We start from the raw sequence: 26,368 nt of genomic DNA on the forward strand, positions 1-26,368 counted from the left end.
TACACTTCCCAACACATTAAAATGAACCTCTCAATTTTCCATTTCTAGTATAACAAACCAACCTAGTAAACTGGGCTTATTTTTAAAATAATCCTTTTCAGGCGCATCCAATACAATATACGACTTCCACCTCCAAAATACTTAGGATTAATTGGGTGTTTATATTTGGAACAAAAAAGCCCTCACAATGAGGACCACGAAATAACCTACTCTTATGTAAATCTCACGGAAATTGTTTCATCGTGCAGATCTTGTTGTAGCTACATACACTTATATCACTGTTCGTCAATCACCACGAGCAATTCTTCCCCCAATTTATATTATTGTGGGCTTCACTCATTTTGTATAGTACTAAATATTATTCTGATTAGAGATATCCATTTATGCGTAAATATTGAATTTTACGCATAAGTTAAAGTTAAAAAAGGAGCAAAACAATGGCCAATACCAGGTAACATCAAGTCCATGAGCAGAATTTGGAACAACTGGTTAAGTCCATGCCTTTCTATATCGTTGAATATATTGATAATAAATTGGATACCCGGTCCCTTTCCATCCTCCTAAATTACGTTCTTGATTATAAATTATTTTTGGAATGGCTGATAGCTGAAGGCATTGCTGAGCAGGAGCATATTAAGAATATCCCCCTTTCGATTCTGGAAAAGTTGAAGTAAATCGAAGCTCAATCCTTTATCAAATTCTTGGAACGGAGAAATATTCCCATCAATAAGCAGGAAACAAAAAAAGCGGAAAAGGTATCCGTCAATCGGAAAATTTCAGCATTACGCTCGCTTTTCAAGTATTTAACGACTCAGTCAGAGAATGATGATGGTGAACCTTGCTTCTATCGAAACATCATGTTGTAAAGTTAAGGAAACATTGGGGGCGCGTGCTTACAGAATATCGACAAAGATCTTTCACAAAGATGAGGATGCTCGGTTTCTTGAATTCGTGAAGTATGGCTATGACAGAGAGCTACCTGAAAAGTCCAGGAAACTCATATACTTTAAAAGGGACAGGGAACGTGATTTTGCGATCTTATCTCTCTTCTTAGGTAGCGGCATCCGGGTGAATGAGTTATCCAATCTCAGGCTACGAGACTTTAATTTCGAGGAAAAGCAAATACACGCTTTACGTAAGGGTGGAAAAAAGGATGTAGTGGCAGTCTCTCCTCCTTCTATGCAGGATATAAAAGATTATCTAGCTGTGCGAACGGAACGTTATAGAGGCTCAAACGATGATGCCAGCTATGTATTCTTGACTAGGGTGAATGATGGAGAGACTCCCCTTTCCAACCGAGCTATTGAGGCTTTAGTAAAGAAATACACGAAGTCCTTTAAGTCCAATAAATCCATGTCTCCACACAAACTGAGGCATACCTATGGGACGAATTTAATGGAACAGTCAGGAAATATTCACTTGCTGATGACTCAACTGGGTCATACGTCGACTACAACGGCTGCTCTCTATACAAACCCAGAACAGGAAAAGGCTAAAAAGGCAGCTAAACAGCTGGGTGAGAGAAGAACAAATTATCGTGAAAAGGATTAAAAGAAAAAAGAGAAGATTTTTTAGTCTTCTCTTTTTTATATTGATTGTAACTTCGGAAATTGTCATTGATTTGGAAAAGCTATACGTTATAAAATATTTGTTAAAAGCGCAAGCTCAAGATTAAATAAACGTTATTTTGGTTCAAGTGTTTTGACACTTTCTCGTTTAATTAACTGATGAGGAACAAATACTCTCTTTTTCGCCTCTTTATTTTCCATCATCCGCTGCAGTAAAATGGCTGCTTGTTTCCCGATTTCAAAGAAATCCTGTTTAACCGTGGTGAGACGAGGATGGGTATATTCCGCTACAACCAAACCATCAAAACCTGTAACAGAGATATCTTCAGGGATTCGCAAACCTGCTTCTTTCACAGCTCTCATCACACCAAACGCCATCAAGTCACTGAAGCAAAGAAATGCGGTAGGCCTTTTGGTTTCGAGATACTGTTTTGCCATGATATACGCCTGTTCTTCAGAAAAGTTGGCATGTAGCACGTCTTCTTCCTGCAGCTCCAATCCACGATCCTGAAAGGCAGTAATAACTCCAGCTATCCGTTCAGTATTCACAACCGTTTCAATTTTCCCAGCAATAATGGCAATGTCTCGGTGATGACAATCTAGTAAATAGCTGGCTACCTCGCGGGTTGCCTCGAAGTTGTTCGTAGAAACATCTCCAATTAGGCCTTCGCCATTCTTCGTCGTAAGGTCAATGAGAACACAAGGGATTTTCGTGTTGACAAGTTCGAGGAAATAATGATCTTCTACAGTAATCCCCTGTAAAATCACACCGCCAATATTACGTTCACCACAAAATTTTGTATAGCTTTTTTGCTTTTGTTTTTTTGAATCTGTAAAAAAGTAAGATAATTCATATGGTATATCTTCAACCGCACTATACACGCCTTTAAACAAATTAAAGAGGTTAAAGTTATCCTTCCCGTCCGTGTCAAGAAATCCAGAAGTAATCATACCAATTGTCAATTGTCTTTTAGATGATAGGTTTTTTGCCACAACATTGGGCGTATAGTTCAGTTCCTCCGCTACTTTGAAGATCTTCTGCCTGGTATTTTCACTAACATCGGGATAATTATTGAAAGCCTTTGAGACAATTCCTACAGAAACACCCGCTTTTATTGCTACATCTTTAATTGTGGTCATCCTTTTTACCTACCTTTTAACCAAACTATTAAACTAAAAATCTATCTAATGCTGACTGCGCTTGTCAATTCGCTCCAAACAAGCTCTGATGTATTTACCAATACGAGATTGGCACCAGCTTTCTTCATCACTTCACCTGTACCGACTCCAACTGCAAACATCCCCGCTTTTTTAATCGCTTCGATTCCAGCTTCTGAATCTTCAATCCCAATACATTCTTCTGGAGAAACACGCAGCTGATCAGCTGCTTTCAGGAAAATATCAGGTGCAGGTTTACCATTTTGGACAGAATCCGGATCTACAATGGTATCAAAATAATGTGTAATCTCCAGATAATTTAGGATTGCCGGACCATTTTTGCTTGCTGAAGCTACCCCAATTTTCATACTATCCTCTTTAAGCGCATTTAACAATTCCTTAATTCCTGGATAAATATTTTCAGGCTTCAAGTTTACTAACAAACTCTTATATTCATCATTTTTTTGAGTAGCTAAAGCTATTTTTTCTTGTCCAGTATAGTTATTACCTGCCCCGCCATGATTTAAAATTTTATTCAAGCTATCCATGCGGCTGATTCCTTTTAACTGTTCATTAAACTCATGGTCAAAATCTATCGAAATAGAATTGGCCAGGTTTTTCCACGCCTGAAAATGTAATTCTGCTGTGTCGGTAATGACACCGTCTAAATCGAAAATGACTGCTTTTACCATACTTACCCCCTCTATCTTTTGTTATTTTACTCCTGCTGACTGATCGTTTTCTGTTATAAAATATTTATTTAATATAATGTAGATGATGAAAATCGGAATGATCGAAATGATGGATCCCGCCATGATGACATCCCATTGAGTAGAGTTTTTAAACGATTTGGATAATGCATTTAAACCTTGAGTAAGCATATATTTATTAGGGCTTGAAATAAATAGTAATGGCTTCATGAATTCATTCCAAACACCCATAAATACGAAGATACCCTGAGTAGCAACAGCCGCTTTTGCATTTGGGAGGACAATACGGATGAATGTTCCGAAAGAAGACAACCCGTCCATCGCAGCTGCTTCTTCCACATCCCGCGGGAAGTTAATAAAGAACTGCCTCATCATAAAGATGTAGCCAATATTAATCATTGTGGTAAAAATGATAGACCACTGCGAGTCAACCAGATTCAAATTCGAAATAACTATATAGAGCGGAATCATTGTTACCTGGGAAGGAACCATGATTAACACTAACAGTAAACTAAACAGCAGTTGACGTCCTTTAAAATCAATACGTGCCAGAGCATAACCTGCCATTGTATTAAAGAAAATGTTAAAAATCATTGTCAGCAGCGCAACAAATAAGGAGTTACTGATCCATTGTGGAAACTGTGACGCAAAGATGGTTTTATAGCCACGAAAACTCCATGCTTCCGGTAAAAATGTACTACCTCCAGCTATTTCAGCTGTTGTTTTAAAGGAAGTTAAGATACTCCAGACAAAAGGTGCCAGTGTCAGTAGTGAGTATGCTATTAATAACGTATATACAATTATTTTTAGGCTTCTATTATTTTTTTTCATATTATCATCCATTCACTTTATCCGCTTTTAGTAGTTTGTTCACTATGAAGGTCACTGTAAAAATGATTAATCCAAGCATGAACGCCAATGCGGTAGCCCGTCCCATATCATTGCTCGAGAATGCTAACTGATAAATGTAAAGAGAGAAGGTCAGCGTTGAGTTCTGTGGTCCGCCTGTACCATTTGAGATAATGAACGCCTGGTCAAAAATTTGGAAGGTACCGACAATTCCCATTGTCAAAACATAAAACGTAATTGGCATTAGCTGTGGAACCGTTACATGCACAAATTGTTTTACCTTATTAGCTCCATCAATTTGTGCCGCCTCATAAAGACTCCACGGAATATCCTGGAGACCAGATAAAAAGACAATCATAAAATGCGGTATCGTTGAAAAAATATTCATGATCATAATGACGGTCAGTGCCAAGTCTGGATTGGTCAAGAATTGAACGTTCTTGCCAAAGACTGATTCAATTACGTTTGGAACTAATCCATTGTTGTTAAACAGCCACATAAAAATCAGCGTCATTGCCGATGAAGATGTCAATGTTGGAATAAACATAATGGTTAAGAACGTCCTATTAAACTTAATTTTACTGTTTAAAAATGACGCCAGAATCATTGCAAGAATCGTCTGGATTGGTACAACAACTGCTACGTACTTCGTGGTATTTTCAAACGATGCCCAAAATTTTGGGTCATTGAAGATTTTTTCAAAATTACCTAGTCCTACAAATGTCCTTGTTCCAGATAAAAGGTCAACTTTAAAGAACATCATGAAAAATGCATAACCAATTGGAACTAATGTAAATACAAGGATCACCAGTAAAGCAGGTGTTAAAAAAGAATAACCCTGTAAAGTATTGTAACGTTTCTTACCCATTTGATCCCACCTCTTATTTAGAGAAACACAACCGCTTTGTCAGTTATGCACTTATGTCTTCTTTACACGGTAGCTCCCATAAAGAGAGTTTCTAGCCGGTTGAAGCACATCATCTGTCAATCGCGCTTCGTGGTAATTGATAAAATAGGGGCTAGTCATAAGAGATAGTCCTATATATTGTTAACTAATTATTGCTGACGTTTAATTTCGTCATTTGCTTCTTTTTCTGTATCCTTCATCGCTTGTTCGACTGTCTTGTCACCGTTAACCGCTGCTGTGAACTGGTTGTCAAATGCAGTACTAATGACTGGAAGATTTACTCCGGATGACCAAACTGTACCGTATTCTGCACCTAGAACGTGTGCTTTTACTACTTCATTTTGATCTAGTTTCATAGCTTCAGCCACAGATTGGCGAGTTGGGAATGTGACAGAAATCTCGCTCCATTGCTGCTGTCCTTTACCTGTCATATATTTCACAAATTCAGTTGCCGCTTCCTTTTTATCCGTAGCTTTTGCCATTGCATAACCTACTGTAAAAGTCGTCGTTTGGTTTTTACCATTAACCGTTGGTGCTTCTACTACTTCATACTTTACATCAGGGTAGTTTTGGCGTAATGCACTTAATACCCAGTTCCCTTCAATCATGATGACTGCTTTATTTGAGCCGAATGCTGCACCAGCTGAATCCATACCAAGGTCAATAGAAGGGTTTTTCAGATATCCGGCTTTCTTTCCATCTACTAGACTTTGAAGATAGTCTAGCGCCTCTGGGCTAGAAGTGAAATCAGCACGGTTTTTATCGGTTACAGGGGTAAGTCCGCTTGCAATTAAACTGCTCATATTTCTTGCAAATGCAGTATCAAAGATCATAGCAGCCTGGTCTTTAGCTAATTTCCCTTGAAGCTCTTTAGAAAATGCCATTAAACCAACCCAATCCTTTGGTACATCTTCCATGGTATAGCCAGCTTTAGTTAAAAGATCTGTATTTACATACATTCCAAGAGTAGAATAATCTTTTGGAAGTGCATATAATTTTCCTTCATCTTTAAAAGAGTTTAGTAATGGCTGATAAAAATCATCAGGGTTGTCCACATCTTTAAGTTCAGCTACTACTCCACTTTTAATAAATTTGGGTGCTGTGAATGATTCTAGGTAGAAAACATCCGGAGCATTTTTTGCTGCAAATCGAGCTGTTAATGCATCTTGAAAGTTATCTTGAATGACTTCAATCTTTACATCAATGCCTGATTCTTTTTCAAAAGTTGCTACTGTTTTTTCAAGACCCTTTGTTTCAGCAGGTGATGAACCCCATACAGCTAAACTGATGGAATTATCATCCTTTGATGATCCACTTTTTTCACTAGAAAAGCCACATGCTGTCAAACCTGCTACCAACACTGCACCAGAAACTAATTTAGCGACTGTTTTCATGCATAGCTTCCTCCTACATATCTATTAGTTTAATTCAATTACAACCTGATCTTTTAATTCATAAGTCTTTCCGTACGTTTCAAACACAATTAATTCGTTGTTCTCTGCTTTTACTTTTAAGGTATCCTGAGTGATGGTAAGTGTCACAGGCTGGCCTTTCCAGTACATGTTAAACTTCATATCATTCCAGTGTTTTGGCAATTTCGGATTGATTCTCAATTTCCCCTCCAACACTCGTATCCCCGCAAACCCTAATACCGCAGACATCCAAATTCCGCCAATCGATGCTGCGTGTACTCCATGATCGGATGAATGCTTTGCTGGACCTAAGTCAATTTCAGAAGCTCTTTTAAATAGCGAATAAGCAAGCTCATCTTCGCCAAGGTCATTCGCCAAAATTGAATGTGAGGAAAGGCTTAGGGAAGAATCATGCAATGTCCTTGGCTCGTAATAATTAAAGTTTGCTTTTTTCACTTCTGTAGAGAAGGTTTGTTCCAGCAATAATTGCAAGATGACAATATCCGCTTGCTTGGTGATTTGAATTTGATTGACCTGTTCTAGGTTGTAATCGTCAAAGAGACCGCCAACTTTTTCCTGACTCTTGTACTTTGTTAAATCAAGTTCTTTTAACTGAAGGTACGTATCATCTTGCGGAATAACTAAATCTTCCTCACGCGGCTCTGGCAAATAGATTTTAGTTGATTTTAACTGCCACTCTTCATATGAAGCATTAATAGCCAATAGTTTATCTAATTGTTCAAAACGGGTTGGATTTTCTTCTTTAAGTGAATCTGCATATTTCATGGCAAGCTGCATATTGAAATGGGCCATGTAATTGGTAAATGCATTATTATTTACATGCTCTTTATATTCATCTGGACCCACAACTTGATTGATGTGATACTCTTGCTTTCCTTCATTCCACTCAAGGCGACTTGCCCAAAACTTAGCAGTATCAAAAATCATCTCATAGCCATATTGATCCATAAACTCTTGATCGCCATTAATCGTATAATACTGATGAACGGCAAGTGCAATGTCTGCTGTAATATGCTGTTCAATGAAACCAGACCAAATCTTCGTTTGTTTTCCCGTTACAATATCAACGGCTCCCCAAACCGGAGTTACTTCTCCATCAGTTGGCCAGGCAGCTTCCCAAGGGTACATCGCACCTTCATAGCCGTTTTCCTTAGCTTTTTTCCTTGCTCCCGCTAATCCAAGGTAACGATATTTTAAGAGCGACTTAGCAACCTTAGGATTTGTATACATGAAAAACGGAAGAATGAATACTTCTGTATCCCAGAATGAATGACCTTTGTAGCCCTCACCACTCAAGGCTTTCGCACCGATTCCCATTCTTTCATCATGAGCAGGTGTCATAACCGTCAAATGATATAAAGCGAATCGCAATGCGAGCTCATCAAATGAATCCTTACTGTTTACCTCAAGGTTATAAGCATTCCATACTTTTTTTGCCCAGCCATCCTGATGCGACTGGAATAAGGATTCATATCCCTTTTCATAGCTTTCTTTCAAATCTTGCAACGAAAATTCACGAAGATTTTCGAGCGCATAATCTGATGTGTCAAATTCTCTGTCCCGGCTCGTATAAATATTCGTGATTTTTTCCATTTCCAATTTGTCGCCTGGCTCAAGGATATTATGGTAAGTCAACCATACTTTACGACGATCCATGACCATTTTAGGTTCTTCTGTTTCTAATCCATTAATGGTTACCTTGTGAGCAGTATTAATGACCATGTCTATGTTTGATTCAGTTGTTGTTTGAAGGAGTTGTACAAAACGGTTATCAAAAATCCGTTTCTCCCCTTCATGGAAATGCTGTGAACCAGTGTTACTCATTTGTGCATTAATACCAGAGTCAAAGGAAATGTCAACTTGATCATTTACGCTTTCGATTTCCATCTTCATGCCAATATTATGCAAATTATCAAGCGAGACAAATCGTCTGAAATGGAAGCGCAATTCTTTTCCATTTGGTGAAGTCCAATTAAAGGATCTAGTTAACTCTGCTGTCTTAAGATTCAACTTGCGAACATATTCAGTGGTTTGTCCGAACTCTAAGCTGAATCGCTCATCATCGACACGAATATCGATGCGTGTAACATCAGCTAAATTCGGTAGTTCTGTCACTTCATTTTCATCAAACTTATTAAAAGTTCCGCTTACAAATAAGTTCCTAACCTCTTTTAGGTAAGCCTCCTCGGTTGCTGAACGCAATCCCATGTACCCATTGCCCATATACATAATCGATTCGCTCTTTCCTAGGGTATCAGGAGAAAATTCAACCTCAGAAACAACCCAGTTTTCAAATTCCCCTTTACCAAGTGTGTAATTCATCATAAAAAAATCCCCTTTCGAAAACGTTTTCGTTTTTGTTAAAAAAATATAAATTCTCTAGCTGAGAAAATCTGAAAACGCTACCGCATCTTTCAAAATTATTAAAATAGTAATTTAAGTTAACGCTTACAAGTTGCATGTATGAAACAAACGAAAACTTTCAGTCAAAATATATAACTCTAAATCTTCATTTACGAAAACGTTTTAGATTTTAATGAAAATTAAAATCTTCACCCATAAATTGGATTAAGACTCAATTGAAAAAGCCGTATTCTTTTGTACTACAAAAACTTGTATATATAGATAATATTGCAAACGTTTTTATGAGTCAACTCAAATCTAGTTTTTTTCGAAATGTTCACAATATTTAATTACAAGTGACGAACAATGACATATAAGTGGTTCTACCACATGCCCATCAAGCTAACAACGTATAATACTAGATACGAAATGATCCTTGTTTCAAAACTAGCGAGTGATGGCAAGATAAATGATTGGTGAATATTCAGCTATTCTATGACAATGGTATAAGTACCATTCAACGCCCTAAGTTAAATAAACTCGAACGGGTAAGGGGCGTTACAAAGAAGGAAATTATTAATAACCATCGAATACTAAAAATATCTTTTAAAAATAACTTCGAGTCAGTTAGGAGCTTCTATTAGGGCAGAATGAATCAAAATTAGAGGCAGTGTGTTCATCGGCGGTATGCTTTATCTACACCACTTCAAGATTCAACTGGCGTAACTTATGCATCATATAAGAGGACCCTTTTTCATTCAAGACCTCGAACATCCTTCTAACAGGAATGCTGCCCCTTTAGTTCCATAAGAAAAAGATGTCGCAGGAACCTTATTGATTTAAACTTGCTCATGTTTTTACCGGTATGATTACATTTCATCTGTTAAACCAAATTCTGATGGCTCAAGCTCACACTAATAACCACAATATCAATCTATAAATAAAAATATTAAGTGATATGTAACGCCATTTATACATTTAAAAAGCAAATTGGATTTTTTAATAGAATAATAAGCATATACCACTAGGAAGGAAGTTGCGGAAAAAATACATTTAAATACACTACCGTGAACCATAATAAGCCTACTCGAGAGTTGTTCTCGAATAGGCGCCCAGTCCAAACTATTTATTGCAATTTCTTTATCTTGTAACATATTATTACTCTAATAAAAGTGTCACTGAATGTCTACTTTTGAAAATGAGACATTCAAGCTGTTTCCGAATTCGGGTGCTTCTCTCACCTCAGCCATTAACAAGGCTTGACCTATAATAATCCCTCCAAAACGTATCCCCCCTAATGAATACAAAAACTGCCATCGGAAGAAAAAAGAACCTAGAAAGTAAACAGATAAGTAGATAAGTTGATACCTGAATAAATCAAAGGAAATAGAATTATTGTTTTTGTTATACTTATTTGCATAAAAATCCCAAATAAAAAGTTCCCAATCATCATGGTTACACTATAGACAAACGGCATAATGCTAATCCATGAACCGTTCATACGAGTGATTTGTCCAAGGTGTTCGGCAAAGTAACTGTATATAGTAAAAATAGTTGCATGGATGAAAACAACAGCTACGTTTGCTATCCACAGTTCAGGTTTACGCAATATGCTAAGCTGTTCCCCATAAAACATTCTGCCAGAACACTACAAAAAAGAAGAGCACCCCATGAATGCTCCCCCTCCTTATGCACCGGCAAATTAATAATTTAAGCGAGAATAGCAGTTAAGAAAATGATCATGTCTTAGGTAGTTAGAATAGTTATTCATTCTGTATATAAATAATCCAGAGCATTAATATTTAGACGCTTTAATTTTTTTAAGCTTAGTTTAACATTTAATCACTTACGCAGAATGATGATCAGTACCTTTCTCTATCTGGGAGGTAGATGTATTCATGTTATGTTGAAATGGATCAAACATTTTTTCTCGGATAAACAGTGCAGGAATAATTCCTGCTAAAGCATATGCAATCCCTAGCATGGCTAAGCCGAAGCCAATTGATTGTGCTTGCGATATAATACCAATACTAACAGGCGCAATTGCGGCACCAAATCTCCCAATGTTATACGCCCCTCCTACAGCTGTACCACGAATTTGTGTAGGGAAACTTTCACTCATGTACGTACCATTAACCCCATATGGTGTACCGTAGAGAAATCCAAAGATAGTTAATAAGATGATAATATTAGCAGGTGTATGATACATGATGAGGAATGGCAAGAAAATGGCAGTGGATATACCACCAATGGCATATACTACGCGACGGCCAATTACATCTGCTAACCAACCTGCAAGAATTTTACCAAAAATCAATGCTGTATAAGTTCCGACAAGATATCCTGTCATCTTTTTAAAATCGAAGCCTAATTCCTGTACAAGATAAGTTGGAAGCCAAGACCCGACTCCATAAAAGCCAAATTGTAAAAAAGTTGAAGTGAAAATCCAGAACAAGAAAATGGCTCTGATTTTTGGATCTTTATAGATGGTCAACCATTCGTTAGTCTTAGCTTTTTTAGGATGTTTTTTCGCTTCTTTTTTAGCTTCTACCCACCCTTGAGGTTCTGGTATCTTACGTCTAATATAAATAGCCAAAACTACTGGCAAAATTGAGATGAAGTATAGCGGACGCCATCCGTAAAGCGGTAAGATCATATTTGCCAATAAAGCTGCAACTAAGTATCCTACTGAATAGGCTGCCTGTAATGATCCCAAAATCGTTGTTCGTTTTTTCGTTGGTACATATTCAGCCATGAGCATCATCACGATAGAATATTCCGCTCCTATCCCTATAGCAGAAATAAAGCGTACAATTACAAATTGCTCATAGGTTTGAACAAGTCCCAGTAAAGCGGTACCTATAGAGAAAAGCACCATCATATACGTTGCCATTTTCACCCGACCGTATCGATCTGATAACCAGCCACCAACGATACCGCCAAGCGCCATTCCTATTAAAGATATCGTGCCGAGGAACCCGGCCGTTGTTTTTGAAATGTGGAATTCATCCATTAAACTTGGTAAAGTTAAAGCTAGTACCTGTATGTCCATTCCATCCACTACGAGTCCGATAAAACATGCGATGAAAACAATAATCCAAGATGGATTTGACTGCGTTTTTTCCATTTTTTCATCCCCCTATTTTGACCATAAAACGCTTACATTTCTGAGCCGAATTTTCTGAAAAACGTCTCTTGTTTGTGCTTAGAATATATTTTCCTAAAAAGAATAAAAAAGGCCCCTTAAAAAGGTGAATACACAAAATGGCATCACTACTTTTTAAAAGGCCGGTCGTTTACTAATGTAAATTAAGAAAGGTTGTTTCTTAATCGTTAATAAACAGGCGTTCATTTTTTAGTTCGCTATAGTTATCTGAATATTATTATATCTCTAAACCTATCATTCTTGCAACATCGTTTTGAGAATAAAATATCGGCAAAATTATAATTGGGTGTTTTCTATAATCGTAGAGATCCCTAATCCTCCAGCGATGCATAAAGTCACAAGGCCGTATTTCTTGTCAGTTCTTTCAAGCTCATGGATCAGCTTCGTGAATAAAACTGCACCAGTTGCGCCGATTGGGTGACCCATCGCAATTGCTCCGCCATTAGGGTTGACTTTATTGATATCAAGTCCCAATTCCTTAATACAGCCGAGTGCCTGTGACGCGAATGCTTCGTTTAGCTCGATGACATCGAGGTCATGAATCGATAGATTTGTTTGTTTTAGCGCCTTTAATGTTGCATGAACAGGCCCCATTCCCATGAACTTTGGAGAGCAGCCAGCTGCAGCCTGTGCAATCACTCGTGCTTTGGGCCTGTAGCCGCGTTTAAGGGCTTCTTCCTCTGACATCACAAGCAACGCTGCAGCGCCATCATTACGCCCGCTTGAATTTCCAGCTGTTACACTTCCACCCTCTTTAAACACAGGCTTCAAGCCAGCAAGCTTATCCAATGAGGTTTGACGCAAATGCTCATCCGTTTTAAATTCAATCGTACCCTTTCTAGTCTTGATTTCATAGGTCACGATTTCCTTATCAAAGTATCCCTTCTCAATCGCATGCCGGGCATTTTCCTGACTTCTTAAGGCAAATTCATCCTGCTCTTTACGAGAGATTGAATACTTTTCAGCGATATTTTCCGCCGTTACACCCATGATTAAATCACCATAGGTTTCTCTTGGCTGAGATCCAGGCTGGCTTGCTGTATTTGGGTCTTTCAGAGAAGTATTCCCAGCAGTAACACCAAAACGCACCCCGTTTACATAATACGGCGCTGTGCTCATAGACTCCGCTCCGCCTGCAATAATGATATTGCTTAAACCACAGGCAATTTGCTGAGACGCGTTGTTAATGGCCTGTACACCCGATCCACATTGCCTATGTACGGTGTAGGCAGGAACCTCCTCAGGAAGTCCTGCACGAAGCGCTGCAACCCTCGCCAGATTTGAGACATCGGCGCTTTGCTTCGCCTGCCCCATGATGACTTCCTCAACTGTGCTTTTTTCTAGACCAGTGCGTGCCAATAATTCCCCAATAACCTTTGCTCCAAGAAAATCTACCGTTTCATTTCCAAGTGCTCCGCCTAACTTTCCAATCGCAGTCCGAACAGAATCGATAATGACAACGTTTTTCAAGACCCCATCCCCAATTGTTATTATTTTTTTTGTAAAAAATTATCGTGATATTTTTGGTGGGCGACCTTTAGCGCGACAATCAGCGCCCCTTGAGATTGGATTAAAAAATCCTTTTCAATCCCCTTCAGAAGGGGGCTAATATCCTTGCTAAAATCGGCCCCAATCACAATCCGTTTTAAATAATCCTTTGCTAATTCCGTAATAAAAGTAGCGTCAGCATTCACGACAACATGATTTTGTTTTTGAATTTCAAGCATAACTCCTATTTGCTTATTGTTTTCGTACATCGGTGTGTTTTGTGGTGCTTTTGCATAAGTTGAAATAAAAACTGTGGGCATTCCCATGGAATTCGACATCCTCTCAAGAATATTGATTTTATTGTATCAAAACTCTCGAAAAAAAATGAAAGTTTACTTTAAACTTAAACTGTAGGAATAATCCCTTGCGTAATGCTTCACTTTATCCAAATCGATCTCCATTCCGAAGCCTGGTCCGTCTGGAATAATAATTTCAAAGTTTTCGAATTGGATTTCATCAGTTGTAATGCGATCCTTAAATAACAATGGCCCGAAAATCTCGGTCCCAAATTCAAATTCTGAGATCGTCGCATATACGGCTGCACAGGCTGCTGTTCCTAGACTTGATTCAATCATAGTGCCACCATATAATCCAAAGCCAGCTCCCTCAGCGATTGCCGCTACCTTTTTTGTTTCCAGTAATCCGCCATGCTTACATGGTTTAAGAGCAATACAATTTCCATAGCGGTGTTTCGTAATTTGGAAGACATCCTGTACAGAATTAGCCGCCTCATCGGCCATAATGGGCACCATGAACCGCTCTGTCAAGCGAGCCATACCTTCATAATTCCAGGTTGGAAGCGGCTGCTCTACCATAGACACTCCTCCTGCCTGTAGCTTCTCAATACAATAATTGGCTGTTGTTTCATCCCATGCCTGGTTGACGTCAACTGTCACGCGGGCCTTATCACCAACTGCTGCAATGATTTTCAAGACATGATCGACATTTTTAAAAGGATCACCTTTACCAATTTTCAATTTAAAAATCTTGTGTCGCTTTTGACGTAAAAATTCTTTTGCTTCTTCAATATCTTTTCCCGTATCACCGCTGGCAAGTGTCCAAGCAAGCGGTAAGGAGTCATGGATTTTTCCGCCCAATAGCTCATAAGCCGGGACGTTTTTACTTTTAGCCACTAAATCAATCAGCGCTTCTTCAACTACCGCTTTTGCAAAATTGTTTCCTCTAACAACTTTTGAAACCTCAAACATGATTTTTGAAAAATCGGCTAGTTCCTTGCCAATTATATGCGGTGTAATATATTGATCAATGTTAGCCTTGATGGCTTCCACCGTACCTTCACCGTAAGAGGCACCGCCAATGGTTGCCACTTCTGACCAGCCTTCTTGGCCCGCTTCATTTGTAATTCGGGCAACCACAATCGACTGCGCTGTAATGGTGTGCATCGCCAGTTGATGAGGGCGTACCGTTGGAATATCTAGTATATATATATCTACTGAACGTATCATCATCTATTCATCTCCAAGCTGTTCTGTAAAATGAAACTTCTATCAGTCTGGTTTTGCTTCATCCCCATTGATAATTAGCTGAACTAATCGGGCCATTATGTGCAGTTGAACACCGCCGCTCTTCATTATCTGGTCAGAATCCGAAGGAAGCCTACTGCCCGTTAATCTGCGATGAAATCTGCTTCTGTTTTGGCCCGAACCTCTTCAATCGTCACGCCTGGCATTAATTCGATCAGTCTTAATGATTGGTCAACTACTTTGAACACGGCTAATTCGGTAATAATCATGTCAACACTTCTTGTCGACGTGATAGGATACGTGCATTCTTTGAGAATCTTGCTGCTTCCGTCCTTATTTGTATGGGTCATAGCAAGAATGACTTTCTTCGCCCCAACGAGCAAATCCATCGCTCCTCCAACACCCATGATATTTTTACCAGGGACGGCCCAGTTTGCGATGACGCCTGTTTGGTCTACCTGCAGGACACCAAGTATTGCCACATCGATATGGCCGCCGCGAATCATGGCAAATGAATTGGCACTGTTAAAATACGATGCGCCAATCGCTTCGCCAACCGGCAATTTTCCAGCATTTACGAGATTCGGGTCAATGTCTTCTTCCTCAACATCGGTAACACCTAGAAGTCCATTTTCAGTGTGTAAAAAAACTTTGTCATCGTGGATATATTCTGCAACGAGGGTTGGTATTCCGATTCCTAAGTTAACGGTGCATGGTCCTGTTAATTCCTTAGCAGTGCGTGCTGCAATCATATGCTGTATGGCTTTTTTATCTAATACGTTCAATTCTGTACAACACCTTTCCTTGTCAATACTTGCTGTGCTTCAACAATATAATCAACATATAAGTGAGGGGTAACAATTTCTTCTGGTGAAAGCTCGCTCGGCTGCACAATTTCGTCTACTTCAACAATGACGATGTCTGCAGCAGTCGCCATAACTGGATTGAAGTTTTGTGCTGTTTTGTAATAAACGAGATTGCCGAGCGTATCCGCTTTATGTGCGCGAATAATGGCCACATTGGCAGTAAGAGCAGGTTCAAAAATATACTTCACACCATTAATCTCGCGCTCCTCCTTCGATTCAGCAAGCTGTGTACCCACACCAGTTTTTGTATAATATCCTCCTATACCAGCACCGCCTGCACGCATCGATTCAGCAAGCGTCCCCTGCGGAAGTAATTGGAGCTCAATTTCACCTTTTTGATACTTATCACCAACATCACGGTTGCTTGTAAAATAAGAGCCTATCCCTTTTTTAATTTTGCTTTGATTCAGCAGGATTCCCAAGCCTTTACCAGACTCGCCCAGGTTATTACTGATGATCGTTAAATCCTTAACATCTTTTTTTGTTAATCCGTCTATTAAAGTTAACGGTGCGCCAATTAAGCCAAAGCCCCCAACCATGATCGTATCGCCATCTTTTACACATGCTAATGCAACTTGAATATCAGTTTTGATCTTTGACATGTCAGTCCCCCCTTTTATTGACCTGTGCCTTGTAAAGAATCGCTTAGTTCAAACCATGTTGGAATGCCTGCTGTCAGGATGCAAATGAAGCCGAGATCAGCCAAATCAGCTTCCGAAACGCCTGCCTGCCTTGCTTTTTCAATCCATGGCACGGCGTCCTTGCCTCTAAGCTCAACAATGTAATTTCCGACCATTGCTAAATGCTTATAGCGAGTTGGAACTTTTCCGTTAGAAAGTATTTTTTCCTTTATGGCCTGATCTTTTTTGGATTTGATTAGTTCTAATGTTTCCACAATGAAACTAGTATCTTCATTTTCCATCCATGTGACGATGGTGGAGATTATTTCTTCGATTGATTCGGGTTCATTTGATGGCTGATCGACCATTACTCCTTTAAGCTCAAGCGCATAGGAGACAGCTTCTAATGAAGCTTTCATTGATGCTGTACCGTTGTACAGGTATGCAATAAGAAAGTATTCCACCAATTCAGGAATAGATAGACCGTGGTCAATTGCACCTTTCGTATGGTAGACCATGCTGCGTGCATAAAGTCTAGCCGCATTCATACTAGCAATCAGCACATCTTTTTCCTTGCGGGACAGTACCGCGTCAAGGAACGCTTCGCCCCTAATATCTGTATATGTATCAAGCATTTGCGGGCTGTAATCATGCATTTTTTGAACCCAGTCGGGCACTATATCATAGACTTCTTTAAAATAAGCTAAGCCTTTACTCATTTGGAATCAGCCTCCTTTTTAAAAATGAGTCGATAAAGTCGTTGATGTCCTCTCTATTTTCAAACACCATGGTGTAATGGTTGCATCCTGAGATGACTGTTTCGATGGATGGAGTGCTCGCTTGTGTTTCCTCATAATCACTTAGAAAAAATAAAGGCGGCATTTTGCCAATATCGCCTGCTGCGTAAACGAGGAGCAACGGGCAAGAGATGTTTGAACACACTTCCTTTGGATCATATTGGTAAAAGCTCTCGAAATCTGCTAGTATGTTAGACTCCGTTGATTTATTTTCCCAATGATCGACAACAGGTCCGACTTCATATTCAACAGTCTCCTGCATGATATCATTCCAAGTAACTCCAAGATTGCTGTAGATTCCTTTGATTTCTTCAACATAATGTTCCTTTGATTGATATTCTTTGCTTAATCTCCCAAGAGACGGCATTACAATTGCCTGCTGATGGTCAGACATTTTTGCCGCTCCGTCTAGGAGAACTACCGCTTTCACTGAATTCAGCTTGCTCGCCACGATCGATGAAATAAATGCGCCCATGGAGTGTCCAAGTAAAATAGGATCCTCAATCTTCAGTTCTTTGATAAGGCGAAGGATGTCTTCAGCGTGTTTAAAGATCGATGGTTCTTGGTCTGTTTCCCCGCTGTCGCCGCGTCCTCGGAGATCTACAGCAATAAAGCGGTATTCCCCTTTAAATCTTTCAGCATAATAATGCATATTTTTATGAGTTCCTGTCAGGCCGTGAAGCGCTATAATCGGACCCTTCTCACCAGGGTAATCCGCTATCTTAATCTCATAGCCATTAATGGTTTTCTTATAAAGTTCCATCTTGTAAGCACCTCTTTTATAGTATTGCTATTAAACACAAAGACAATAAAAAAGGCCTTTTAAAGAAGGCGGACTACATTGCGGACAAATGTAATCCCTCATCTTTAAAAGGCCGTTAGGTTCATTAAGGTAGATTAAAAATGGTCTATTCTTAATCGTTAATAAACTGGCTATTCATTGTATGCGTTTTCTTAATTATGAAACAATTTTTACCGAATTTCAAGAGTTTTGTTGAATTTTGTGTAAAAGCGAGGAACATCGGCTGGGTGGTAGATCGTTCAAACATAGCTCGGGCTTCTGGAAAAAGCTTTGAAAAACATAAGTGAAAAACAGGTGTAACATCTATAATATAAAGAAGAAAAAAGGGGAGCAAACTAGTAAAATTGCTTTACGTAAGGTTTCTGTTAATTTTTGGAGTAATCACAAAATAACATATCCAGCTAAAAATGGTGATTCAGTAATGAATGGACGGTTGATAACACAAAAGCTTTATTCCGTGTAAAATAACATGAGTGGTAAATCAACAGTAGTATACATTTTTAGTCATGCAATAATATTAATTCAATAAAAGCCTACATCCCTTTCATCGGCATGTAGGCTTTTATCTTTCTATTTCACTCACTAATTTTATTTGAAGCGTGTGATTACATTTCATTCATCCATTTCTCAGTATTACCTTAGGAGATTAGTAGGTTTTCTATCACTGAGTGAAACTTTCGATGAATGATAAAATTTTCTTTTCATCATGACATAATAGAGAAAAGATGGAACGATTAGCCCTACAATCCATGCAAGATCAGCACCGCCTAAAGATTGGGCAATCGGGCCGACAAAGATAGATGTATTGATAAAAGGGATTTCAACTATGATGGATAGTAAAAATGAGAAGGTTGTAATCCAATTTACCCTTCCATACTGTCCGTTTAAATCAAACATGTCCTTGATATTGTACTCTCCCCTGCGAAGTACATAATAATCAACGAGATTAATGGCCGTCCAGGGGATTAAAAAGTAACTGATCAATAATATAAAGTTGGTGAAATACTCCAAGAAATTACCTTTTCCGATTACTGTTAACAAGGTTCCGATTATAGTGATGCTTAAGACAAAAAACATTCTTACTTTTGGCGATACCTTCAAGTTTGTAAAAGGCTCAATCGTTGATACTGTTGACATGAAAGCACCGTACAAATTGAACACATTGATGGAGAGCTGGCCTAAAAAAATCGCTAGAAGCATAATAAACACAAAACCATTACCAAGCAATTGGGACAAGTTAGTTCCTGGGTTATCAAGGTAACCAGGAATGGCAACAGCTAAAAGGACTCCTAACAGCATCATCCAGACGGTTCCGATGACGGATCCTGTGTACGTATACCAAAATGTTTTAGCTGGAGGGGTGTCAATCGGTAAATACCTCGAGTAGTCGGCAACATATGGAGCAAATGAGAGCTGCCAGGTAGCCACAATACTGACGCATAACATGAAAGTTGAAAATTCAAATCCAGACGGTGACCAGCTTTCTGCTGGTATGGGCAATTTGAAGACGACTATTGTCGCAGCTAAGAATATGATCAAAAAGAACCATGATAAATATTTCTGCATTTTATGAATTAAGTCATGGCCTATCATCGTAACAATGAAAGTGATTCCATTCATCATGATAATACTCCATGTCAAATCAATGGATAATGAGTTGCTCAATACTTGAGCACCTAACAAACCGCTGCTCGCAAAGAATCCTAAATACATAAATATGACAAGTAATAACGGGATTACAGCCCCAACAACACCGAATTGCGCCCGGCTTTGTATCATTTGTGGAATACCAAGTTTCGGCCCTTGTGCAGAGTGAGAGGCCATAAAAACGGCTCCAATTACATTCCCTGTAATGATTGCCATTACACTCCAGAAAAGATTTAATCCAAAACTAATGCATAAGGCTCCCGTCACTAGGGTGGTCAAATGCATTTGGGCACTAAACCAAACTGGGAATAACCCTCTTGCCTTCCCATGACGTTCATTTTCGGGAATATACTCAATGCTCCTTGTCTCTACTTTCATAGACACCCCTCCGGTCCTATTTGGTAAGTTCCCTGTGAAACGGCCGTCGAATCGATTGAAAAGATTTCCATAGAAAGTCGTTTCTATGTCATAAGAGCCCAATCAAGCAATGATTTATTTTAAAAGTCACAAGGAAATTTTTCCAGTCGTTGTCCCACTCACTATCTCTCTTTCCTTTAAAATAAAACTCATTAAGTCTAAAGTAAGCCGTGCTGCTACTTGCCCAGTCATACCCGCATGGTCATATGGAGGTGCTACTTCGACCATATCAAACCCAATGACCTGCCCCCTTTTCGCTATTCCTTCGAGTAATTCATTTACCTCATCATAAATAAGACCTCCTGGAGAAGGAGTTCCGGTTGCAGGAGCTATTGAAGGATCCAAACCATCAATATCGATGGTAATGAAATAGCGTTCCCCGGCTGGAATTCGTTCTATTACGCTTTCTATACCCAATTTTCTCATTTGACGCGGTGATAATATTACACTGCCATATTCTCTTGCAGCATCAACATCTTCCTTTTTGCTACTGCTGATTCCACGAATACCAAACTGGAAAATCTTATCCACATAATCCATTTCGGACAATCGCCGAATGCAGCTTCCATGGCCATACCGTTGCCCTGAGCGATGATCCGCCCAATCCAAATGAGCATCTATTTGAATAACATGGAATGGTCCCGCTTCAGCTAATCCCTTTCCAACTGGAATCGTAATAGAGTGATCGCCGCCTAAAATAACTGGCATCGCCCCTTTTGAAATAATTTTTTTTATGGCTTCTTCTGTATTTTCCATACACTGCAGTAAATCTCCATGTACCATATCCACATCGCCACAATCGACAACTTTCCAATCGGGACCTAGATACATCATGTCTTTTTCGATATCATAGGCACCGTCCAATCCGAAGCTATATAATGTAGATCCTTCACGTATTCCCCGGGGACCCATTCTAGCTCCTGATTTCCATTGTGTACCCATATCATTTGGAACACCAATGACAGCTACATCTGCATCAAGTTGATCGAGGTCCGTACAAATCGGGTATTTTCCAAACGTACAAATCCCGGTAAAGGGAAGATTAAGGATTTCTTTTCTATTAGACATGTAATTGCCTCCTTCAAAGTGTAATTACACTAAAATGTAATTAAACTAATGAAAAGCAATTTCCATGCCATGCTGAATCGTCAGTATTTATAAGAAGATATAGTCAAAAGTGACTATCGCTCTTCAATATATTTTTGTATTTTTCTATTGGCTGTCGACTGGCTAATATTCAATTTTTCTGCAAGCTTAATACTGCTGGGGTATTTTTGATACATGCGCATAATAAACTCCTTTTCGATAGCTTCCATATACTGTTGCAAAGTGGTTTCTTCCACTTTCTTTCCTGAAATTTGTGCAAAATCTTCACCATTCATCTCGAGATCAATCTCTTCATCGCTAGAGGTGATCACTGCTTTTTCTATGAAATTACGCAACTCTCTAATATTCCCCTTCCATTCTTGTTGACCGATCCAAGCAAGCATGGCTGGAGTAAACCGTTTATTCATGGCATATTTCTTATTCATTTCTTTGGTAATATCAAAAATCAAGGATATGATTTCTTCCCGTCTCTCCCTGAGAGGCGGAATTATGATTTTAACGATATTTATACGATAATAAAGATCCTCTCTGAACTGCTTTGCATGTATAAGTTCTTCTAAATTTTGATTGGTTGCACAAATTATCCTGCAAGTAACTTGAACGGACTTACTTCCTCCTATTCTCATCAATGATTTGTTTTGTAAAACAGACAATAATTTTACTTGTAGGTTCATTGGAAGCTCTCCAATCTCATCCAGGATTAACGTCCCTCCCCCCGCAGCTTCAAAATAGCCGGGTTTTCCACCCTTTTTTGCCCCTGTAAAAGCCCCTTCTTCATAGCCGAATAATTCAGACTCAATTAATGATTCTGGTATGGCGCCACAGTTTACTTCGATAAAAGGCTGTATGCTTCTTTTGGACATTTCATGTATCATTCGTGCGATTCGATTTTTACCAACCCCCGACTCGCCAACTAACAAAACCGTTACATCCAAATCAGTTATTTTCGAAATGACATCAAGCACTTTACCCATTTTTTCATGATTAGGGAAAAGGGTGCTAATCGCCTGTTTTTTTAATTTTTCGATTTCTTTTTTGTATAGCTGTACAGCTTTTGCAACCTGTTCGTTTTCATTTTTCAAGTATTCAAATTCCGTTATATCTCTTGAGAAACTAAGCGCTCCAATCAAAATTCCATCGTCATCATGGATAGGATAGCCTGAGATGATCGTTTTTCTATTATGGATAGTTTCTTGTATAAGGGTTTCTTTTCTTCCGCTCCTCAACACATTCGCAATGACGGAGGGAGAAAACACGCCACTTTTTTCGAGGTCAAATATATTTTGAAGCGTTTTTGGTTTATATGGAATTCCAAACATTTTTTCGGTGGTTTGGCTTGTGTATAAAATATTGCCCAATGCGTCAGCAATAAAGATTTCATCAAAAGAATGTTCCAAAATATGCTTTAAAAGTATAGAAAAGTTTTTATGTACATCCATCATTTACCTCCTAGTCATTACTGATTACCGACTATTCATAATTGACTGATAATTTATTCTTATATTAGCACATAAAGTAAATGAGCGAGTCACTTCTTTCTATATCATGTTTTTCCCTTTCCTATTTAGAGGTATTCTCTACTTAATTGGCATGGAAGCTAAAAAATTGTTTACATGCCACGTTCGTTCTTTCAAGCCAAAAAATAGAAAAGCACAACCCATAAGCGGATTGTGCTTCATATCTGTTATAACGGTTTTTCCTTACCGTTACCAATAACCTTGATCAGTTCATCAAGCTTCTCATTTCTTTGCTGATCTAATTTAGTTTTGGCATTGATGAATTTTATGATCTTTATAACAAAATAAATACTCAGAACAAGAAGGCCTAAGTACAACAATATCGGTACTATTGCAAAAAGCCCAATTAAACTGCCGGTATGGTCCAAATGAATTCCCTCCTAATGAAAATATACCTTCATTATACAGTATTTAACTTTCAAAAGGAGTTCCTTGCATCTTAACCCTCTTATTACCATTCCCCCTAATTGCTCTTCGTAATATGAATAAGCTTTGAACCATGACTTTATTTTGCCTTTGAGCTCTTGGAGTCATATAATGGAACTAGTCATGGTAAAGGGGGAATGAACTTGAATCAAGGAAGAGATCCACTCGTTTCATCACTTGCAACACATTTACATATCCGGCTCACTCGTCTGGCAGAAGAAAGGGACATCCAACTGGAAAAGTTATTGGATAAATCAGTCGAATTGCTACTTGAATATATGGAAGATAATGATTTGATTACGGATCATGTGAAGTATAATAATGTGGAAGCCATTAATAAAAACAAAGAAATCATCGAACAAAGCCGGGAAATTTTAAAAAAGGATTAACGAAAACACTCAGTTATCATATTGGGGTGTTTTTTCTTTTCCACATGATAACAGCATAAAAAAAGGACAGTCTCTCCGACCGTCCCTGCTTAACAACTGCCTCACACAGCTGCCTCACTCATTTATCATTAATACCGGTGATTGCTTTTGCATTTATTGCATTTGCAACATTTTTTCGGAACCCATACTGTACAAGGGTCATTTTTCTCATAACATTTCTCCACATAACAACAATTTGTTCTCATTGTAACACCCTCCTTACTATTGTATATGCTTGGACTGATGGAAGGTGTGGACAAGTAGCCATACATTTAAAATACTTTTTACCCTAATGTCAATTTTATCCCTGAAATATCCTGTTATCGCTGTAACTGCAAAATTAAAGATAAATGAACCAAGTTGGCGGGTTTTTCTGCTTTATTGAAGATTTATCGATCAAATTAACGGGTTTATCTGAGATATTGAAGATTTATCGATCAAATTGACGGGTTTTTCTGCGAGATTGAAGATTTATCGATCAAATTGACGGGTTTTTCTGCGAGATTAAAGATTTATCGACCAATTTGGGCAGTTTATCTACGAGATTGAAGATTTATCGATCAATTTGGCCAGATTATCTGCGATATTGAAGATTTATCAACCAAATTGACGGGTTTATTCTACGAGATTTTATATTTATCGGTCAATACGGTGAGTTTATTAACCAAACTTGCATTCATTCTTTGAGTATTGGCGTTAAAACAACCGCCGTTTTAAATCGGCAATTTTACTTTCAACTTGTTCGATTGCTTCTTCGCCTTTGGTTAAGAGCTGGTCGGCTTCATGGGCTATATTCCCAGCAATACTCAGAAGCGTATCCTCGGCATTGAGCTTGGTGATCATCGCTTCGATTTTCCATTGATAATCATCATAATCATCATGTATGACATCGTACATCGCCTGATAAGCGTTATGGCGTGCTTCCTGAAATTGATCCGAGCGTTCACCCGTCCAGCTTTTTCCTAACTCAGGGTCCTTGATTTTCCTGATTTCGTGTAGGCACATACTCTGTTCGTCCATAATATCGTTTTTCGCCTTAACTAGGCGTTCAATTTTTCCATTTATGATAGCTTTTTTACTGGAGATTGCAGAGTGCATATTACTCAATATATCTGCATAAGCCATGAAACTCACCTCAAAAAAATAGTATATTCTTGCCCTTTTAACCATTATAGGAATTATAGTTTGGATTTTGAATAGGGAAAATTATGCTATTTTGTCGGGTGACAGCGAGAATTGTCTTAATATCCCACAAGCTTCCTAATCTATTTATCCCTGTTTCGTTGCCATTCTTAAACAAGGTTTATTCAAACTGCCTTCCCTTATGCCTATAAATCAAATCTTCCCGGATGAACTCCCTGCAGCTGCTAGATACATGTGACCTTTGGGAATGTATCAAGTCACCATAAGGCACATCACCGACAAACTTTACCTCACCTTCAAATTTTTTTTTATATTCAGCATCGAAACCGGATACCTGTACAAAACATGTATGATGTCCCGTTTTCATAAAATCAATGATCGTTAATTCATGATCTTGTCTCTCATTCATTACGTATCCTCCAACAAATCATTTTTTCATAATCTTATAAATAACGACGCCAACCAAAACGATCATTGCCAAGATCGCAAGGGACATGATTATATTGGAAATATGGAACACCCGCTTTCTAATATGGTGGGTTTGTCATGGCCAGTCCTTCCTCTTCTATATAGTTTTATAACCTGCTATAATCTATGGATTGGAGGTGTAAAAAATGAAAGAGTTCATTGAGATATTAGCAGAGATCGTTAATAATCTTCACGATTTCATCCTATTTTTTGTGAGTGACACGTTACATTCAAACGCCACGGACAAAGATCTCCATTTTTGGATCATGGGAATCATCGGTATCGTCATCTTTTTGTTCGTATTAATTTTATCGACCATCATTTCCCGGCTGCGCTTCGGGATTACTATACTGTCTTTTCTATATACCTTTACGGTCATGGTCGTGTTGGTGTTTGCAATCGAAATACAGCAAGCCCTTACGAGCAGGGGCAATATGGAATTTCAGGATGCTGCAGTCGGCCTATGGGGCTTTATCGTATTTTTCCTGTTTTTTGCGATGGCGTCATCAATATTCCTCCTGATAAAGAAATTCCTCACGCAATCAAAAAAAAGGTAACGAAGTGTCACCTTGCTTAGCTTTGTCGGCAATAATGAACACCCGATGACCGTTCATTCCTTCGGGTCAGGTTCATTAAATAAATCAATACTGAATAAGTTGAACGAATCGTCGTCCTCAAATTGTTCCCGATCATATCCTATTACATCGGGACCATTTTCCCGGCGACGGCGATTCACTTCCCGTAATTCCGCTTCTAAAAATTCAGCTTGGGCATGTGAAAGCTTGATCGTGATTTCATTCTTTTGTTCATCTGCCGCTTTCAAGAGAACATAACTATCGGCTGCATTACGCAAAGTGACATTACTTAATGTTAAGTTCATGTTTGCCAATTCATATCTTGCCTTCATAACGTAAAAAGACCCTCCACCCTAAATTACCAGTTAGATTCATGTATATTAAATATA

Annotated in this window: 25 protein-coding genes; 4 read left to right on the forward strand and 21 right to left on the reverse strand. The window is 38.7% G+C overall.

The window, feature by feature from the left end; all coding sequences use genetic code 11:
* Positions 1-476: 476 nt before the first annotated feature.
* Entirely contained in the window at positions 477-674 is a 198-nt protein-coding gene (locus tag QNI08_RS22575) for a hypothetical protein (RefSeq protein ID WP_483313751.1), read from the forward strand.
* Positions 675-822: 148 nt separating this feature from the next.
* Positions 823-1,551 carry a tyrosine-type recombinase/integrase gene (locus QNI08_RS07350; protein ID WP_483313752.1) on the forward strand — a complete coding sequence of 243 codons (729 nt, stop codon included), beginning with the start codon at positions 823-825 and terminating at the stop codon, positions 1,549-1,551.
* A gap of 131 nt (positions 1,552-1,682) precedes the next feature.
* Here QNI08_RS07350 and QNI08_RS07355 read toward each other — a convergent pair whose 3' ends face one another.
* The 18 genes from QNI08_RS07355 to QNI08_RS07440 all read right to left on the reverse strand — a co-directional run bounded on the left by QNI08_RS07355 (position 1,683) and on the right by QNI08_RS07440 (position 23,307).
* Positions 1,683-2,708 (reverse strand): LacI family DNA-binding transcriptional regulator, encoded by a 1,026-nt coding sequence (locus tag QNI08_RS07355; protein WP_285766779.1) that lies wholly within the window; start codon positions 2,706-2,708, stop codon positions 1,683-1,685.
* A 41-nt stretch (positions 2,709-2,749) separates the two neighbouring features.
* Positions 2,750-3,418 (reverse strand): beta-phosphoglucomutase, encoded by a 669-nt coding sequence (gene pgmB, locus QNI08_RS07360; RefSeq protein WP_285766780.1) that lies wholly within the window; start codon positions 3,416-3,418, stop codon positions 2,750-2,752.
* 21 nt (positions 3,419-3,439) lie between these two features.
* Entirely contained in the window at positions 3,440-4,279 is an 840-nt protein-coding gene (locus QNI08_RS07365; RefSeq protein ID WP_285766781.1) for a carbohydrate ABC transporter permease, read from the reverse strand.
* On the reverse strand, positions 4,272-5,153 hold the full coding sequence (locus QNI08_RS07370; RefSeq protein ID WP_285766782.1) for a carbohydrate ABC transporter permease: 882 nt from the start codon (positions 5,151-5,153) through the stop codon (positions 4,272-4,274). Before QNI08_RS07370 ends, QNI08_RS07365 begins: the two co-directional genes overlap by 8 nt.
* A gap of 188 nt (positions 5,154-5,341) precedes the next feature.
* Positions 5,342-6,586, reverse strand: a complete 1,245-nt coding sequence (locus tag QNI08_RS07375) for a sugar ABC transporter substrate-binding protein (protein WP_285766783.1) — start codon at positions 6,584-6,586, stop codon at positions 5,342-5,344.
* A 24-nt stretch (positions 6,587-6,610) separates the two neighbouring features.
* Positions 6,611-8,950, reverse strand: a complete 2,340-nt coding sequence (locus QNI08_RS07380; RefSeq protein WP_285766784.1) for a glycoside hydrolase family 65 protein — start codon at positions 8,948-8,950, stop codon at positions 6,611-6,613.
* A 1,864-nt stretch (positions 8,951-10,814) separates the two neighbouring features.
* Positions 10,815-12,095, reverse strand: a complete 1,281-nt coding sequence (locus tag QNI08_RS07385; protein WP_285766785.1) for an MFS transporter — start codon at positions 12,093-12,095, stop codon at positions 10,815-10,817.
* 315 nt (positions 12,096-12,410) lie between these two features.
* Positions 12,411-13,604, reverse strand: a complete 1,194-nt coding sequence (locus tag QNI08_RS07390) for a thiolase family protein (protein ID WP_285766786.1) — start codon at positions 13,602-13,604, stop codon at positions 12,411-12,413.
* A gap of 20 nt (positions 13,605-13,624) precedes the next feature.
* Positions 13,625-13,948, reverse strand: a complete 324-nt coding sequence (locus QNI08_RS07395; protein ID WP_285766787.1) for a DUF3870 domain-containing protein — start codon at positions 13,946-13,948, stop codon at positions 13,625-13,627.
* Between the two features lie 66 nt (positions 13,949-14,014).
* Positions 14,015-15,151 (reverse strand): muconate cycloisomerase family protein, encoded by a 1,137-nt coding sequence (locus QNI08_RS07400; protein ID WP_285766788.1) that lies wholly within the window; start codon positions 15,149-15,151, stop codon positions 14,015-14,017.
* Between the two features lie 158 nt (positions 15,152-15,309).
* The gene (locus QNI08_RS07405) at positions 15,310-15,918 is read right to left on the reverse strand and encodes a 3-oxoacid CoA-transferase subunit B (RefSeq protein ID WP_285767121.1); all 609 of its coding nucleotides are present in this window, start codon (positions 15,916-15,918) and stop codon (positions 15,310-15,312) included.
* Between the two features lie 29 nt (positions 15,919-15,947).
* Entirely contained in the window at positions 15,948-16,634 is a 687-nt protein-coding gene (locus QNI08_RS07410; RefSeq protein ID WP_285766789.1) for a CoA transferase subunit A, read from the reverse strand.
* A gap of 14 nt (positions 16,635-16,648) precedes the next feature.
* Positions 16,649-17,371, reverse strand: coding sequence for a carboxymuconolactone decarboxylase family protein (locus tag QNI08_RS07415; RefSeq protein ID WP_285766790.1), 723 nt, complete (start codon positions 17,369-17,371; stop codon positions 16,649-16,651).
* The gene (locus QNI08_RS07420; RefSeq protein WP_285766791.1) at positions 17,364-18,212 is read right to left on the reverse strand and encodes an alpha/beta fold hydrolase; all 849 of its coding nucleotides are present in this window, start codon (positions 18,210-18,212) and stop codon (positions 17,364-17,366) included. The genes QNI08_RS07415 and QNI08_RS07420 overlap by 8 nt, the downstream gene beginning before the upstream one ends.
* Positions 18,213-18,884: 672 nt before the next feature.
* Positions 18,885-20,276, reverse strand: coding sequence for a purine-cytosine permease family protein (locus QNI08_RS07425; RefSeq protein WP_285766792.1), 1,392 nt, complete (start codon positions 20,274-20,276; stop codon positions 18,885-18,887).
* 126 nt (positions 20,277-20,402) lie between these two features.
* Positions 20,403-21,383 (reverse strand): agmatinase, encoded by a 981-nt coding sequence (gene speB / locus QNI08_RS07430; RefSeq protein WP_285766793.1) that lies wholly within the window; start codon positions 21,381-21,383, stop codon positions 20,403-20,405.
* A gap of 113 nt (positions 21,384-21,496) precedes the next feature.
* Positions 21,497-22,864 carry a sigma-54 interaction domain-containing protein gene (locus QNI08_RS07435; RefSeq protein WP_285766794.1) on the reverse strand — a complete coding sequence of 456 codons (1,368 nt, stop codon included), beginning with the start codon at positions 22,862-22,864 and terminating at the stop codon, positions 21,497-21,499.
* Positions 22,865-23,106: 242 nt separating this feature from the next.
* Positions 23,107-23,307 (reverse strand): hypothetical protein, encoded by a 201-nt coding sequence (locus QNI08_RS07440; protein ID WP_285766795.1) that lies wholly within the window; start codon positions 23,305-23,307, stop codon positions 23,107-23,109.
* 201 nt (positions 23,308-23,508) lie between these two features.
* On the opposite strand from QNI08_RS07440, the gene QNI08_RS07445 reads away from it, so the two are divergent.
* The gene (locus tag QNI08_RS07445; protein ID WP_285766796.1) at positions 23,509-23,754 is read left to right on the forward strand and encodes a hypothetical protein; all 246 of its coding nucleotides are present in this window, start codon (positions 23,509-23,511) and stop codon (positions 23,752-23,754) included.
* Positions 23,755-24,489: 735 nt separating this feature from the next.
* On the opposite strand, the gene QNI08_RS07450 is transcribed toward QNI08_RS07445, so the two are convergent.
* Together QNI08_RS07450 and QNI08_RS07455 are read right to left on the reverse strand one after the other, a co-directional pair.
* The gene (locus QNI08_RS07450; RefSeq protein WP_285766797.1) at positions 24,490-24,918 is read right to left on the reverse strand and encodes a YwqH-like family protein; all 429 of its coding nucleotides are present in this window, start codon (positions 24,916-24,918) and stop codon (positions 24,490-24,492) included.
* A 178-nt stretch (positions 24,919-25,096) separates the two neighbouring features.
* The gene (locus QNI08_RS07455; protein ID WP_285766798.1) at positions 25,097-25,345 is read right to left on the reverse strand and encodes a hypothetical protein; all 249 of its coding nucleotides are present in this window, start codon (positions 25,343-25,345) and stop codon (positions 25,097-25,099) included.
* A gap of 205 nt (positions 25,346-25,550) precedes the next feature.
* On the opposite strand from QNI08_RS07455, the gene QNI08_RS07460 reads away from it, so the two are divergent.
* A complete protein-coding gene (locus tag QNI08_RS07460; protein ID WP_285766799.1) occupies positions 25,551-25,961 on the forward strand; it encodes a hypothetical protein in 411 nt (136 codons plus the stop codon).
* 53 nt (positions 25,962-26,014) lie between these two features.
* Here the strand turns inward: QNI08_RS07460 and QNI08_RS07465 are convergent, their stop codons facing one another.
* Positions 26,015-26,311: a hypothetical protein gene (locus tag QNI08_RS07465; protein WP_285766800.1), complete on the reverse strand. Its 297-nt coding sequence runs from the start codon at positions 26,309-26,311 to the stop codon at positions 26,015-26,017.
* Positions 26,312-26,368 lie beyond the last annotated feature (57 nt).

Source organism: Peribacillus folii, from assembly GCF_030271255.1.
Taxonomy (GTDB): domain Bacteria; phylum Bacillota; class Bacilli; order Bacillales; family DSM-1321; genus Peribacillus.

Bases quoted from the DNA above. Each gene is read 5' to 3' on its own strand.
- speB (WP_285766793.1), bottom strand. From the start codon at position 21,383: ATGTCTAATAGAAAAGAAATCCTTAATCTTCCCTTTACCGGGATTTGT.
- QNI08_RS07420 (WP_285766791.1), bottom strand. From the start codon at position 18,212: ATGGAACTTTATAAGAAAACCATTAATGGCTATGAGATTAAGATAGCG.
- pgmB (WP_285766780.1), bottom strand. From the start codon at position 3,418: ATGGTAAAAGCAGTCATTTTCGATTTAGACGGTGTCATTACCGACACA.
- QNI08_RS07365 (WP_285766781.1), bottom strand. From the start codon at position 4,279: ATGGATGATAATATGAAAAAAAATAATAGAAGCCTAAAAATAATTGTA.
- QNI08_RS07355 (WP_285766779.1), bottom strand. From the start codon at position 2,708: ATGACCACAATTAAAGATGTAGCAATAAAAGCGGGTGTTTCTGTAGGA.
- QNI08_RS07455 (WP_285766798.1), bottom strand. From the start codon at position 25,345: ATGAATGAGAGACAAGATCATGAATTAACGATCATTGATTTTATGAAA.
- QNI08_RS07410 (WP_285766789.1), bottom strand. From the start codon at position 16,634: ATGTCAAAGATCAAAACTGATATTCAAGTTGCATTAGCATGTGTAAAA.
- QNI08_RS07460 (WP_285766799.1), top strand. From the start codon at position 25,551: ATGAAAGAGTTCATTGAGATATTAGCAGAGATCGTTAATAATCTTCAC.
- QNI08_RS07400 (WP_285766788.1), bottom strand. From the start codon at position 15,151: ATGATGATACGTTCAGTAGATATATATATACTAGATATTCCAACGGTA.
- QNI08_RS07350 (WP_483313752.1), top strand. From the start codon at position 823: ATGATGATGGTGAACCTTGCTTCTATCGAAACATCATGTTGTAAAGTT.
- QNI08_RS07370 (WP_285766782.1), bottom strand. From the start codon at position 5,153: ATGGGTAAGAAACGTTACAATACTTTACAGGGTTATTCTTTTTTAACA.
- QNI08_RS07395 (WP_285766787.1), bottom strand. From the start codon at position 13,948: ATGGGAATGCCCACAGTTTTTATTTCAACTTATGCAAAAGCACCACAA.
- QNI08_RS07425 (WP_285766792.1), bottom strand. From the start codon at position 20,276: ATGAAAGTAGAGACAAGGAGCATTGAGTATATTCCCGAAAATGAACGT.
- QNI08_RS07415 (WP_285766790.1), bottom strand. From the start codon at position 17,371: ATGAGTAAAGGCTTAGCTTATTTTAAAGAAGTCTATGATATAGTGCCC.
- QNI08_RS07450 (WP_285766797.1), bottom strand. From the start codon at position 24,918: ATGGCTTATGCAGATATATTGAGTAATATGCACTCTGCAATCTCCAGT.
- QNI08_RS07405 (WP_285767121.1), bottom strand. From the start codon at position 15,918: ATGATTGCAGCACGCACTGCTAAGGAATTAACAGGACCATGCACCGTT.
- QNI08_RS07465 (WP_285766800.1), bottom strand. From the start codon at position 26,311: ATGAAGGCAAGATATGAATTGGCAAACATGAACTTAACATTAAGTAAT.
- QNI08_RS07375 (WP_285766783.1), bottom strand. From the start codon at position 6,586: ATGAAAACAGTCGCTAAATTAGTTTCTGGTGCAGTGTTGGTAGCAGGT.
- QNI08_RS07385 (WP_285766785.1), bottom strand. From the start codon at position 12,095: ATGGAAAAAACGCAGTCAAATCCATCTTGGATTATTGTTTTCATCGCA.
- QNI08_RS07435 (WP_285766794.1), bottom strand. From the start codon at position 22,864: ATGATGGATGTACATAAAAACTTTTCTATACTTTTAAAGCATATTTTG.
- QNI08_RS07380 (WP_285766784.1), bottom strand. From the start codon at position 8,950: ATGATGAATTACACACTTGGTAAAGGGGAATTTGAAAACTGGGTTGTT.